Source organism: Pseudomonas sp. NBRC 111127 (assembly GCF_001320345.1).
GTDB lineage: Bacteria > Pseudomonadota > Gammaproteobacteria > Pseudomonadales > Pseudomonadaceae > Aquipseudomonas > Aquipseudomonas juntendi.
Genome location: NZ_BCBD01000074.1, coordinates 1 through 12,633, shown reverse-complemented (window position 1 = coordinate 12,633; position 12,633 = coordinate 1). Strand labels below are relative to the sequence as shown.

At 63.0% G+C, this 12,633-nt stretch carries 11 protein-coding genes; 8 read left to right on the top strand and 3 right to left on the bottom strand.

Annotated features, from left to right (window positions below; all coding sequences use genetic code 11):
• The first annotated feature begins 4 nt into the window (after nt 1-4).
• Together macA and APH30_RS14985 are read left to right on the top strand one after the other, a co-directional pair.
• Complete coding sequence (gene macA / locus APH30_RS14990) at nt 5-1,162, top strand: macrolide transporter subunit MacA (RefSeq protein WP_054912992.1); 1,158 nt, start codon at nt 5-7, stop codon at nt 1,160-1,162.
• Nucleotides 1,163-1,170: 8 nt separating this feature from the next.
• The gene (locus APH30_RS14985; protein WP_177333733.1) at nt 1,171-3,180 is read left to right on the top strand and encodes a MacB family efflux pump subunit; all 2,010 of its coding nucleotides are present in this window, start codon (nt 1,171-1,173) and stop codon (nt 3,178-3,180) included.
• 125 nt (nt 3,181-3,305) lie between these two features.
• Here the strand turns inward: APH30_RS14985 and APH30_RS14980 are convergent, their stop codons facing one another.
• On the bottom strand, nt 3,306-3,938 hold the full coding sequence (locus tag APH30_RS14980) for a helix-turn-helix transcriptional regulator (protein ID WP_054912990.1): 633 nt from the start codon (nt 3,936-3,938) through the stop codon (nt 3,306-3,308).
• 223 nt (nt 3,939-4,161) lie between these two features.
• Here APH30_RS14980 and hisN point away from each other — a divergent pair, with 223 nt between their 5' ends.
• Together hisN and APH30_RS14970 are read left to right on the top strand one after the other, a co-directional pair.
• The gene (hisN, locus tag APH30_RS14975) at nt 4,162-4,953 is read left to right on the top strand and encodes a histidinol-phosphatase (RefSeq protein WP_054912989.1); all 792 of its coding nucleotides are present in this window, start codon (nt 4,162-4,164) and stop codon (nt 4,951-4,953) included.
• 88 nt (nt 4,954-5,041) lie between these two features.
• On the top strand, nt 5,042-5,803 hold the full coding sequence (locus APH30_RS14970; RefSeq protein ID WP_371262855.1) for a hypothetical protein: 762 nt from the start codon (nt 5,042-5,044) through the stop codon (nt 5,801-5,803).
• A gap of 158 nt (nt 5,804-5,961) precedes the next feature.
• Here the strand turns inward: APH30_RS14970 and APH30_RS14965 are convergent, their stop codons facing one another.
• Together APH30_RS14965 and APH30_RS14960 are read right to left on the bottom strand one after the other, a co-directional pair.
• On the bottom strand, nt 5,962-6,846 hold the full coding sequence (locus tag APH30_RS14965; RefSeq protein WP_054912988.1) for an alpha/beta hydrolase: 885 nt from the start codon (nt 6,844-6,846) through the stop codon (nt 5,962-5,964).
• 132 nt (nt 6,847-6,978) lie between these two features.
• A complete protein-coding gene (locus APH30_RS14960) occupies nt 6,979-7,959 on the bottom strand; it encodes a LysR family transcriptional regulator (RefSeq protein WP_054912987.1) in 981 nt (326 codons plus the stop codon).
• A 365-nt stretch (nt 7,960-8,324) separates the two neighbouring features.
• On the opposite strand from APH30_RS14960, the gene APH30_RS14955 reads away from it, so the two are divergent.
• From APH30_RS14955 to APH30_RS14940, 4 genes are all read left to right on the top strand, one after another.
• Entirely contained in the window at nt 8,325-9,485 is a 1,161-nt protein-coding gene (locus tag APH30_RS14955) for a glycine betaine/L-proline ABC transporter ATP-binding protein (protein ID WP_054912986.1), read from the top strand.
• Between the two features lie 21 nt (nt 9,486-9,506).
• Nucleotides 9,507-10,460: a glycine betaine/L-proline ABC transporter permease ProW gene (gene proW, locus APH30_RS14950; protein WP_054912985.1), complete on the top strand. Its 954-nt coding sequence runs from the start codon at nt 9,507-9,509 to the stop codon at nt 10,458-10,460.
• A 67-nt stretch (nt 10,461-10,527) separates the two neighbouring features.
• Nucleotides 10,528-11,556, top strand: coding sequence for a glycine betaine/L-proline ABC transporter substrate-binding protein ProX (gene proX, locus APH30_RS14945; protein WP_054912984.1), 1,029 nt, complete (start codon nt 10,528-10,530; stop codon nt 11,554-11,556).
• Between the two features lie 143 nt (nt 11,557-11,699).
• The coding region (locus APH30_RS14940) for a GlxA family transcriptional regulator (protein WP_054912983.1) at nt 11,700-12,633 on the top strand (934 nt) is incomplete at its 3' end.

The following is a 12,633-nucleotide window of genomic DNA, read 5'->3' as shown; positions in this document are numbered from 1 at the left end:
GTTCATGAACAAGTCAAAACTGCGCAAGTTCGGCCTCGGCCTGGCAGTGGCCTTGGTTGCAGGCATCAGCCTGTACGCCATTCAGGCCCCGGCCAAGCCGCCGCAATACATCACCGCCACGGTCGAGCGTGGCGATATCGAGAACGCGGTGCTGGCGAGTGGCACGCTCGAAGGCATCAAGCAAGTGGATGTGGGTGCCCAGGTGTCGGGGCAGTTGAAGTCGCTGAAGGTCAAGCTCGGCGACAAGGTGACCCAGGGCCAGTGGCTGGCCGAGATCGACCCGCTGGTATTGCGCAATACCCTGCGCCAGGCAGAAGTGGACGAGGAGAAATTGCAGGCCGAACGGCGGTCGGCCCTGGCCCAGCTCAAACAGACCCGGCGCGTGTACCAGCGCTACCGCGAACTGCAGGCTGACGAGTCGGTGTCGCGCCAGGACTTCGAGAATGCCGAGTCGGAGTACGAAGTGCAGCAGGCTGCGGTGCGCTCGCTGGATGCGCAGCTCCAGAGTGCGCGGGTGGAAATCGACACGGCCAGGGTCAACCTGGGCTACACCCGCATCAATGCGCCCATCACCGGCCATGTGGTGGGCATCGTCACCCAGGAGGGGCAGACCGTGATCGCCAACCAGTTGGCACCGGTGCTGCTCAAACTGGCCAACCTCGACACCATGACGGTCAAGGCCCAGGTGTCGGAAGCCGATGTGATCCACATTGCCCCTGGCCAGGAGGTGTATTTCACCATCCTTGGCGAGGACAAACGCTACTACGCCAAGCTACGCGGCACCGAACCCGCACCGCAGAACTACGCACAAAGCAGCGACAAGCAGGAAGGCAGCAGTGGCAAGCCGACTGGCGCGGTGTTCTACAACGCCTTGTTCGAAGTACCCAACCCCGACCACCGCCTGCGCATTTCCATGACAGCGCAGGTGCATATCGTGCTCGACACCGCCCGCGGCGTACTCACCGTGCCCGTGGCCGCACTGGGCGCACGCAACGCTGATGGCAGCTTCCCGGTGCGGGTGCTCGATGCCAAGGGCTTCGCCCAGTTGCGCAACGTGCAGGCGGGCATCAACAACAACGTCAAGGTGCAGATCGAGGACGGCCTGGCCGAAGGTGACCGGGTGGTGATTGGCGAGCCGGTGTCAGGCGAAACGGGGGCGTGAGCATGAACATGAATGTGCAGCCTGGCGCAGGCACGGCGGTGACCTGCAAGCCGGCGCAGCCGTTGCTGCGCTTGCAGGGGGTGACGCGCAGTTTTCAGGCAGGCGATCGAGCATTCCTGGCGCTGAAGGGTATCGACCTGCAGATTCACAGCGGTGAGCTGCTGGCGATCATCGGCGCCTCAGGCTCGGGCAAATCGACGCTGATGAACATCCTTGGCTGCCTCGACCACGCCAGTAGCGGTAGCTACCAGGTTGCAGGGCAGGAAACCCGGGAGCTGGACGATGATGCCCTGGCGGCGCTGCGCCGTGACCATTTTGGCTTCATCTTCCAGCGCTACCACTTGCTGCCGCACCTGGATGCGCTGCACAACGTGGAGATACCGGCGGTGTACGCCGGCTCGCCGCAGGGCCAGCGCCATGCCCGGGCGTGCGAGCTGCTGACCCGGCTGGGCCTGAAGCACCACCTGCAGCACCGCCCCAGCCAATTGTCGGGGGGCCAGCAGCAGCGGGTGAGTATCTGCCGGGCACTGATGAACGGCGGCCAGGTGATTCTGGCCGACGAGCCGACCGGCGCACTGGACACCGCCAGCGGCAAGGAAGTGATGAACATCCTGCTGGAGCTGCATGCGGCCGGGCACACGGTGATCCTGGTGACCCATGACCCCAAGGTGGCGGCGCATGCCGAACGCATCATCGAGGTCAGTGATGGGCAGATTGTCAGCGACCGGCGTACCAGTTCACCCGCCATCGCCATCGCTGAACCTGAAGCCCAACCGGCACCTGTGGCCCAGGTGGCGGTTGGGCGCCGCCTGTGGGTCAGCCTGGGGCTGTTTCGCGAGGCGTTCAAGATGGCGTGGCTCGCGCTGATCTCGCACCGCATGCGCACCCTGCTGACCATGCTCGGGATCATCATCGGCATCACCTCGGTGGTGTCCATCTCGGCCATTGGCGAGGGTGCCAAGGGCTATGTCCTGAAAGACATCCAGGCCATTGGCAGCAACACCATCGACATCTACTCCGGCAGCAATTTCGGTGACAGCCGGGCCAAGACCATCGAAACCTTGCTACCCGCCGACGCGGCAGCGCTCAACGCGCTGTACTACGTCGACAGCGCCACCCCGGTGATCGGCCAGAGCACCTTGGTGCGCTACCGCAACCTGGACGTGGACGCGCAGCTCAATGGCGTGAGCGAGCATTATTTTCAGGTGCGCAACATACCGTTGGCCGCCGGCATCGTGTTCAGCGCCGACGATGCACGGCGCCAGGCCCAAGTGGTGGTGATCGACCACAACACCCGCAAGCGCCTGTTCGGCCCCCACGTTGACCCGCTGGGGCAGGTGATTTTGGTCGGCAACCTGCCGTGCACGGTGATCGGGGTAACGGCCGAAAACAAGAACCTGTTCGTCGCCAGCAACCAGCTGAACATCTGGGTACCCTACGAAACCGCTGCCGGGCGCATCCTGGGCCAGCGGCACCTGGACAGCATCAGTGTGCGCATCAAGGATGGCGTGCCCAGCAAGCGCGTTGAAGAGGAGGTGACCCGGGTGATGCTGCAGCGCCATGGGACCAAGGACTTCTTCACCAACAACCTCGACAGCATCATGCAGACGGTGCAGAAGACCAGCCGCTCGCTGACCTTGCTGCTGTCACTGATTGCCGTGATCTCGCTGGTGGTGGGCGGCATCGGGGTGATGAACATCATGCTGGTGTCGGTGACCGAACGTACCCGCGAGATCGGCATTCGCATGGCGGTGGGGGCACGCCAGTCGGACATTCGCCAACAGTTCCTGGTGGAGGCGGTGATGGTGTGCCTGTTTGGCGGCTTGGTCGGGATCGGCTTGTCGTACGGCGTGGGGTACCTGTTCGAGCTGTTCGTCAAACAGTGGGAAATGGTGTTTTCGCCAGCCTCGATCGTCATGGCGTTTGCCTGCTCGACGCTGATCGGCGTGGTATTCGGGTTTGTACCGGCAAGGAACGCAGCGCGGCTTGATCCGATCGAGGCGTTGGCCCGGGATTGACGCAGACCTGTGCCGGCCGCTTCGCGGGCAAGCCCGCTCCCACAGGTTTTGCACAGTTTTCAGAACCTGTGATGACATGTGGGAGCGAGCTTGCCCGCGAAGAGGCCGGTACAGGAAAACGCTAATCAGCCCTCGGCATACATCCAGCGCATCAGCGAATGCCGCCCACTGATGCCCAGCTTGATCGCCGCCCGACGCAGGTAGCTTTCAACCGTATTCACCTTCAAGGCCAGCCGCTCGGCCTGCTGTGGGGCGGTATGCCCGGCCAGCAACCCCAGGCACACCTGGCGCTCGCGTTCGGAAAGCTTGAGCCCCGACTGCGCCAGGCGGTCGACGAAGCGCTGTTCGAGGTTTTCCCGGGCATGGCGCTCGGGGCCAGGCTGCAAGGCGTCGATGTGCTTTTCCAGCATGGGCAGCAGCAAGGGGGAAATCGCGTCCAGGTGGCGGCGCTCGAAGCTCGAAAAACCGTAGGCGGAGTCGGCACGCAGCACCTGGATCTCCATGCGCGCATTGCCTTCATGGCAGATACGGTGCAGGCGGGCAGGGTCGTTGAAGTCGCTGCCTGGCTGTGCCTGGGAAGAAAATACCGTTTCATCGAACAGCCTCGAATCGCAAGGCAGGCCAGGCAGGTGGCGGATCTGCATGGCGTCGATGGCGAGGTGAGCCTGGATCAGGTCGTGCAGCATGCGCGGAAACTGATGGCTGCCGGTGCTGGCGATGACTTTGCCAATTTGCGGGTAAAGCTGTTTCGAATTCATCGTATCGTCCATGAAGGCCAGTTAGGGTTGTGCCGTTGCGTGTCTGCCAGCCGCATCCTCGGCTGGTGTGGGCACCTGATCGGTATCCTAGTACAACGAATGAGTGACGGTTAAATGAAGGACCGATAATGGCATTATAGTGGCACTTTGTGCGTACGGCTGGTGCAATGCAGGTTGTCGGGTATTATGCCGACCTTCATAACTGTCACGAGGCCTGTTCCCAATGTCCCTGAGTGCCCCACAGATTGGTGAGTTGCGTACATTCGCCGAGCAACTGGCAGACGCCGCTGCACTGGCCATCAAGCCGTACTTCCGTGCCAGCCTGGACGTCGAGGACAAGGGGGGGCGCCTGTACGACCCGGTGACGGTGGCCGACAAGGCGGCCGAGGATGCGATGCGCGCGTTGATCCAGGCGCGTTACCCGGACCACGGCATTCTTGGCGAAGAGGCCGGGGTGGCGGTGGGCAGCAGCCCGCTGACCTGGGTGCTCGACCCCATCGACGGCACCCGTGCCTTCATCACCGGCCTGCCATTGTGGGGAACGCTGATTGCGCTGAACGACGGTACCCGCCCGGTACTGGGGGTGATGAACCAGCCCTTTACCGGCGAGCGTTTCATTGGCACGCCCGAGGGGGCCTGGCGCAACGCTACACCCTTGCGTACCCGCGCCTGCGCCGACCTGGCTGCGGCCACGCTGATGTGCACCACCCCCGACATGTTCGACACGGCCGAGCGCAAGGCTGCGTTCGAGGCGGTAGCCGGGCAGGCGCGGCTGATGCGCTACGGCGGCGATTGCTATGCCTACTGCATGCTGGCGTCGGGATTCGTCGATGTGATCGTGGAGGCCAGCTTGCAACCCTATGACGTACAGGCGTTGATGCCGATCATCGAAGGGGCGGGTGGGGTGATCAGCGCCTGGGATGGCAGTTCGGCGCAGCACGGCGGCTGTGTAGTGGCCTGTGGCGACCCGGCGCTGCACGCGCAGATGGTGGAGAAGTTGCGCCACGCCATGTAAGGGTATGCCGCCGGGCCTGCGGCGGCCTTTACACTGCACTTTTTGCCATTTCCGCGCTCTATGCTTGGCCAGGCCACATCGATCCCCGATGCGGCCGCCGAATATCGACCCGGTGCCGATGGTTGCAAGCTACCCTCATCTGATTCCCCGCGTGCTGCTGGCAGGCGTGGTCGCCTGCCTGTGTGCCTGCACCCAGGAACAGGGCCGCGACATGCTCGACCAGTTTGCCGACGGCAAGCCCAGCGAACTGTTCCAGACCAGTGTCGACCGCCTGGCCACGCTGTCGATGCGCGACAACCTGCAAAGCCTGTACCTGCTGATGAACAAGCTGTACCTGCGCAACCCCAACCAGTTGAAGCTGTCGGGGTACGTCGACGCCGCCACTGCCGAGCGGCAGATCCGCAAGGCCATCGAACACCGCCAGCCGCTGGCGCAGCTGGGCAACCGTCGTGACCTGGCAGCCTTGAGTTACGCGTTGAGCCCGGAGTTTCGCGGTGACCGCGTCGGCGCCTTCATCTATGCCATCGGCAGCATGCTGATCACCGCTCACGGCGTGCGCACCGAGTTCTACATGACCGACACGATCGACCCGCTGTTCATCAACAACGCCGCGCGCAATATCGAAAAGGCCACCTGGATGTTGAGCCAGCGGCAAGATGCCAATGGCGTGTTGCTGCTGTTTTCCAACGAGATTTCCGAAGAGGGCAGCAACCTGAGTTTCGCCGTGGAGTTCGGGAAGATCGTGGCGCGCCTGGATTTGCTGGCAGAGTTGCTGGATGAGCGGTATCGGCGGATCGGGCTGAACTATGCACAGAGCCTGCTGCTGATGAACTTCCTGCCCGTACAGTGACTTTGGCTGTTGCATTGGCCCTGGTAGGAGCGGCCTTGCGTCGCGAAAGGGGCGCGTAGCGCCCCCCCGGATCATAGCCATGACGACACATTGCCGCGGCTGCTGCCCAGCCCTGTCGCGACGCAAGGCCGCGCCTACAAAGGGGGCCAGTAACGCTTTCAGAGCAGCGCCTGGATCGCTTGCCGATAACGCGGCCCGGCCAGGCTCATGCTGTTGTTGTGGCTGGCCCCCGGTACCAGCAGCAGGGTTTTGGGCTGCCGGGCCGCCTCGTACAGCTGCTGGCTGAAACGCGCTGGCACGAAGCGGTCATCCAGCCCGTGCACCAGCAGCACGGGCAAGCCGATGTCCTGGATCTTGCCCAGCGAGTCGAACTTCTGCGACAGCAACCAACGCACCGGCAGTGACGTATTGGCTACCGCAGCGGCGACATCGCCCAACGAGGTGAATGTCGATTCCAGTATCAACCCACGCGCCGGGGCCGCGGCACCGCCCTGGCGTGCTTCGGCTGCCAGCGCGCGGGCCAGTTCCACGGCCACCGCACCGCCCAGCGAATGGCCGAAGATCAGCCGTTTGCCCGCGTCGGGTTGCAACTGAGCGAAGCGCTCCCAGGCGATGCGCGCGTCCTCATAGACCGTGGCCTCGGAGGGCAGCCCGCCGCGGCTCTGGCCAAAGCCGCGGTAGTCCACGGCCAGCACCGAGTAGCCCATGGCATGCAACTGCTCGATGCGGAACAACTGCCCGGTCAGGTTCCAGCGCACCCCATGCAGGTAGAGGATGGCCGGGGCATTGGCGCGCCTGGCCGGCCACCACCAGGCGTGCAGGCTCTGATTGGCAGCGAAACTGCGCGGCCGCAGGTCAAGCTCCTGCACACCGCTGGGCAGGCCACGGAACCAGCTGGCCTGGCCAGGTTCGATGCGGAACACCAGTTCGCGCTCTTTGTGCTGAAGCACCGCGCAACTGCTGGGCAGGCCGATCACCAGCAAGGTGGCACACAACCAGGTCAGCCAGCGGCGGCGTAGGTGGGAGAGGAAGAGGGTGGGCATGTGGGCTTTTTAACAGATGCCGGGGCGTGCGTGTGAGGAAAGTGCCTCAATGGTGGGCTGGACTGGTTGCAAGCTGTTACCGCAGTGAGCGGGTGAGCAGTGCCGGCCGTTGCGCGCCTGTGAAACAGTGGCTCAGCTGCTGCCCAGTGAATCCAGCAACGGCTGGAACTCTTCGAGCAACCAGTCGCGCAAGCGCAGGCAACTGGGCTCATGTTCCTTGTCTTCGTTGAAGGCCAGGAAGTGGAAGGTGTCCTTGAGCACCAACTCCTCTTGCACCGGGCGCACCAGCAGCCCCTGGGCCACCAGTTGTGCCACCAGGTGGTGCCAGCCCAGCGCTACGCCCTGGTTGCCAAGGGCCAGTTGCACCAGCAGGTTGTAGTCGTTGGCGTTGAAGAAGTGCGGTGCGGTGTTGGCGCGGCTTTTCAGGTCAACGTCGTGGAAGGCCAGCCAGACGTTCCAGTCCACATGTTCGGCCACCTGCGAACGCCCATAAGGGCTGAGGTTCAGCAGGGTGCCATCGCGCAAGCCTTGCAGCGTCTGCACCTCGGGGTGCCGGGCCAGGTACTGTGGGGTGCACACCGGGTAGATCACGTCATGGTTGAGCGGGTGCGAGCTGTAGCCAGCCTGCACCTTGCCCAGCTTGGTGATGTAGATGTCAGGCCGCACCCCCGGCTCCATCGACAGGAAGTTCTGCGTGGTGACCAGATTGATGTCGATATCCGGGTTTTCGGCAAAGAACTTCGGCATCCGTGGCCCCATCCACAACGCCGCGAACGCCGGCGAACAGCACAAGGTGACCACGTGCTTGGTATTGGTGTTACTGCGGATACGCTCGGCGGCCTGGGATATGTTGACGAACGACAACTGCACCGCATCGAAGAAGATCGAGCCGGCCACGGTGAGCTCCACTGCACGGCCGACCCGGTTGAACAGTTCGGCCCCCAGGTAGGTTTCCAGCTCACGGATCTGCCGGCTGACTGCGGCCTGGGTGACACACAGCGCCTCGGCTGCACGGGTAAAGTTCTGGTACCTGGCGGCGGCCACGAAGACCTTCACGGCGCGCAGGGAGGGCATCTTGATCAGTGTCTGATCGGGTTCGAGGTGTCTGACCATGGGGCGGGCACGTGGTCCTTGGGGGGGGGAGTGGCCAATCGCTCCACTCTAGCGTGTTCCACGCTGCCTGGTAAGGGCGCCCGGGCCTCAGGGCAGCGGCTTAGCGTGATTGATAACTTCAGGTAATGGTTAGCGGCAAACAAATGTCGTTGGACCGCCAGGGGTGCACGCCCTAACGTTGAGCTCACGGCGCGACATTCGAGACATCGATGTCGAATAATTTTTTGAAGCAGGATTTTCTGCGTGCCGGTTCTGACTCACGTTCGCATTTGAACGGACTGCCAAGCGTACTCGCACTGATCTCTACCGCCTTATTGAAAGTGCGATGTTGAAAGATTGGTTATAAGCATAATAAAGAGGGTCGTATGAGCCATGCCGATGAGATTCTTTCGGTAAACAATATCTTCAAGGTGTTCGGGCCCAACCCGAACATGGCCATGGAGATGCTCCGCAGGGGCGCCGACAAGAACGAGATCTTCAGCAAGACCGGCCACGTCGTCGGCGTTTTCGATGCAACCTTTTCCGTCAAGCGTGGCGAGATCTTCGTCATCATGGGCCTGTCTGGCTCGGGTAAATCGACCATGGTGCGGTTGTTCAACCGCCTGATCGAACCCACCTCCGGCAGCATCCACCTCAACGGCAAGGAAATTACCGGGCTCTCTGACAAGGCCCTGCTCGACGTGCGGCGCAAGGAAATGGGCATGGTGTTCCAGTCCTTCGCCCTGATGCCGCACATGAGCGTGCTGGAAAACACCGCCTTCGGCCTGGAGATTGCCGGCGTAGCGCCAAGCGAACGCCACAGCCGTGCCCGCGAGGCCTTGAGCCAGGTTGGCCTGGCCGGGCACGAACACAGCTACCCGCACCAGCTGTCAGGCGGCATGCAGCAACGTGTGGGCCTGGCCCGGGCGCTGGCCAACGACCCGGCCATCCTGCTGATGGACGAAGCGTTCTCGGCCCTCGACCCGCTGATCCGCAGCGAAATGCAAGGCGAGCTGATCCGTCTGCAGGCCGAGCAGCAGCGCACCATCATTTTCATTTCCCACGACATCGAAGAAGCCATCCGGATCGGCCACCGCATCGCGATCATGGAAGGTGGCCGCGTGGTGCAGATCGGCACCCCGCAGGAGCTGATCAACCAGCCGGCGAACGATTACGTGCGCACCTTCTTCAAGCATTTCGACAGCTCGCGCGTGCTCAAGGCCGGTGATGTGGCCCGGTTCGATCCGGCAGTGGTGTGCAAGGTCAACGGCAAGGCGCCGAGTTTCCAGGCCGGTGTTCCGTTCGGCTACCTGGTCAACGACCGTGGGCAGTTGCTGGGTGTGGTCGACACCGACGCCAAGGGTGCCAGCGCCAGTGACCGCTACAGCCTGCACGAGCAACGCCCGGTCTACACCGATACGCCGCTGCATGAGGTGCTCGGCATTGCGGCCGACCTGCCTTACCCGGTACCGGTACTCGACCGCCAGGGCGCCTTCAAGGGCACCTTGTCGAAGAACGAGCTGCTGCAGACCCTGAGCCGCAACTAAGCCACCAAGAGGTAAGCCCTCATGTCCGAATTCAGCCTTCTCGACCCGTTCCAGGCGGTCACGCTACCCCTGGGTGACTGGGTCACCGCGACACTCAACTTCCTGGTGCACAACTTCCGCGAGGTATTCCGCGCCATTCGCTGGCCGATCGACCAGGTGCTCAACGGCATCGAGTTCACCCTGCAAAGCATTCCGCCCACCCTCGGCATCCTGCTCTCGACGTTGCTGGGCTGGCAACTTGCGGGCAAGCGTATGGCACTGCTGTGCTTCATCACCCTGACCTTGCTCGGCCTGATCGGCGTGTGGTCCGAGTCGATGACCACCCTGGCGCTGGTGCTGACCTCGGTATTCTTCTGCGCGGTGATCGGCGTTCCGCTGGGCATCGCCTGCGCCCGCAGCAACCGCCTGGAGAGCATCGTACGCCCGCTGCTCGATGCCATGCAGACCCTGCCGGCATTCGTGTACCTGGTGCCGGTGGTGATGCTGTTCGGCATCGGCAACGTGCCCGGGGTGCTGGTGACCATCGTGTTCGCCTTGCCGCCGCTGGTGCGCCTGACCAACCTGGGCATCCGCCAGGTACCGGAGGACAAGATCGAGGCCGCTCGCGCCTTTGGCTGCACGCCACGGCAGATGCTGACCCGCGTGCAGTTGCCGCTGGCCACCTCGACGATCATGGCCGGCCTCAACCAGACCCTGATGCTGTCGCTGTCGATGGTGGTGATCGCCTCGATGATTTCCGTGGGTGGCCTGGGGCAGATGGTGCTGCGCGGTATCGGCCGGTTGGACATGGGCCTGGCCACGGTCGGCGGTGTAGGGCTGGTGCTGCTGGCGATCTTCCTCGACCGCCTGACCCAGGCCATGGGCACGCGCAGCAATGCCGAGCCTGGCGTGCGCTGGTACCACACTGGCCCCGTAGGCGTGGTGCTGCGCCTGTGTGGTGCCGCACAACCGCAAGGGCGGCGCAAGACTGCCTGAACCGCACAAGACTTTCTGAAACGTTCGACCTGCCGCACTTGAAGAAAAACAGAAAAGGTAAGCGACGATGCACCCATCCAAGTTCTCCCGCAGCATCCTCAAATGCGCGACCGCGCTGACCCTGGCCGCCGCCGCGCTGGCCGCACACGCTTCGGCGGACAAACCTGGCGACGGCGTGAAGGTAACGCCGATCTTCCCCTCCATTGCCGAAGAGCGTTTCCGTGGCGAAGTGGCCATGGAGGGCCTGCGCGAGCTGGGCTACAAGGTCCAGGAGCCGAAGGAGACCGAGTACGGCGTGATGATGGTGGCCTTGGCCAACGGCGATGCCGACTTCACCGTGCACCTGTGGGAAAAACTCCACGACAAGTTCTACCAGCAGGCCGGTGGCGATGACGTAATGGTCAAGACCGGCAATATCCTGCCCGGTGTTGCCCAGGGTTACCTGATCGACAAGAAAACGGCCGACCAATACAACATCAAGTACATCACCGACCTGAAAAAACCCGAAATCGCCAAACTGTTCGACACCGACGGCGACGGCAAGGCTGACATGACGGGTTGCAACCCGGGCTGGGGTTGCGAACTGGTCATCTCCCACCACATGAAGGCCTACGACCTGGACAAGACCGTAACCGTGAACCAGGGCTCGTACTTTGCGTTGATGGCCGACACCATAGCCCGCTTCAAGGAAGGCAAGCCAATCCTGTACTTCACCTGGGTGCCACAGTGGATTGCCAGCGTACTGGTGGAGGGCAAGGACGTCGTCTGGCTGGAAGTACCGAAGACCGACCTGCCGGATGGCAACAACGACGTCGATACCACCTACCACGGCAAGAACCTGGGCTTTGCCATCGACAAGGTGGTGGCGGTGCTGAACAAGGACTTTGCCGAGAAGAACCCGGCGGCGCTGAAGTTTCTGTCGCTGGTGCAGATCAGCACCGACGACGAGAGCAACCAGAACCTGAAGATGCAGCAGGGCGAGAAGAAGCCTGCCGACATCACCCGCCATGCCAAGGAATGGGTTGCCGCCCACCGTCAGCAGTTTGACCAGTGGCTGCAAGCCTCGCGTGATGCTGCGGCCCAGGCCGGTAAGTGACCTGATCCATCAGCGTTGGCTTTTTTCGCGGGCTCGCCCGCTCCCACAGGTCCGCCACAGGTTCTGAACACGGTGCAATGCCTGTGGGAGCGGGCAAGCCCGCGAAGCAGCCAATGCGATTCTCGCTGTTGAGTTAATAAGCCATGAGCCACTTCGAAAGCATCCTCAAGAACACCAACCTGGCCCATCTGGAGCCCGGCTTTCGCACTTCACTGCCAATGCCCTGCCAGCGGGTGGCCTTCGTTCTGCGTGAACACTTCTCGATGATGGCCTTCACCGCTGCAATGGACAGCCTGGTGACCGCCAACCTGATGAGCGCCACGCCGTTGTTTCAGGTCGAGGTGGTGGGCGAGGGGCCGCAGGTGATGAGCGACCTGGGCATTGCCTTGCCGGTCAACACCCAGCTAAGCGATTTGCAGGTGCAAGGCCTGGGTTGCCTGCTGGTGTGCGGCGGTTTGCGCGTGCGCCTGCAAGCGGCCCCCCAGTTGCGTGCCAAACTGCGCCAGGCCGACCAGCAGGGCTGCCAGTTGGGCGGCTTGTGGAACGGTGCCTACTTCCTGGCCGAGGCGGGTTTGCTCAATGACCACGACTGCGCCTTTCACCCTGATGGCCGGGCAATGATGAACGAGCTCTACCCCAAGGTGCGGATCAGCCGCCAGGCCCATGTGCTGGACCGCAGGCGCATGAGCTGCGCAGGTGCCTGCAGCGCGCTGGACATGATGCTGGCCATGCTTGAGCAGGCGGGTGGGGTGCCGTTGCGGCGGGCCGTGGAACAGATGCTGGCGTGCGACCGTTCGCGGGTGGCAAATGACACTGCGGCCGGCGTGGCGGACATTGACCCTGGCATGCCTCACGGCGTGCGCCTGGCGCTGGAGCTGATGCATGCCAACATCGAAGACCCGATCGGTATCGACGAGATCGCTGAACATGCGGGGTTGTCCCGCCGGCACCTGGAACGCTTGTTCCACCGCCATGTGCAGGCCACGCCGCCACGGTATTACCTGGAGCTGCGCCTGACCCATGCGCGGCAGCTGTTGCAACACACCAACAAGTCGTTGACCGAAGTGGCGGTGGCCA

What these genes read in the sequence shown, in the direction of transcription:
- macA (WP_054912992.1), top strand. Translation starts at nt 5, where the DNA reads ATGAACAAGTCAAAACTGCGCAAGTTCGGCCTCGGCCTGGCAGTGGCC.
- APH30_RS14985 (WP_177333733.1), top strand. Translation starts at nt 1,171, where the DNA reads ATGAATGTGCAGCCTGGCGCAGGCACGGCGGTGACCTGCAAGCCGGCG.
- APH30_RS14980 (WP_054912990.1), bottom strand. Translation starts at nt 3,938, where the DNA reads ATGAATTCGAAACAGCTTTACCCGCAAATTGGCAAAGTCATCGCCAGC.
- hisN (WP_054912989.1), top strand. Translation starts at nt 4,162, where the DNA reads ATGTCCCTGAGTGCCCCACAGATTGGTGAGTTGCGTACATTCGCCGAG.
- APH30_RS14970 (WP_371262855.1), top strand. Translation starts at nt 5,042, where the DNA reads ATGCGGCCGCCGAATATCGACCCGGTGCCGATGGTTGCAAGCTACCCT.
- APH30_RS14965 (WP_054912988.1), bottom strand. Translation starts at nt 6,846, where the DNA reads ATGCCCACCCTCTTCCTCTCCCACCTACGCCGCCGCTGGCTGACCTGG.
- APH30_RS14960 (WP_054912987.1), bottom strand. Translation starts at nt 7,959, where the DNA reads ATGGTCAGACACCTCGAACCCGATCAGACACTGATCAAGATGCCCTCC.
- APH30_RS14955 (WP_054912986.1), top strand. Translation starts at nt 8,325, where the DNA reads ATGAGCCATGCCGATGAGATTCTTTCGGTAAACAATATCTTCAAGGTG.
- proW (WP_054912985.1), top strand. Translation starts at nt 9,507, where the DNA reads ATGTCCGAATTCAGCCTTCTCGACCCGTTCCAGGCGGTCACGCTACCC.
- proX (WP_054912984.1), top strand. Translation starts at nt 10,528, where the DNA reads ATGCACCCATCCAAGTTCTCCCGCAGCATCCTCAAATGCGCGACCGCG.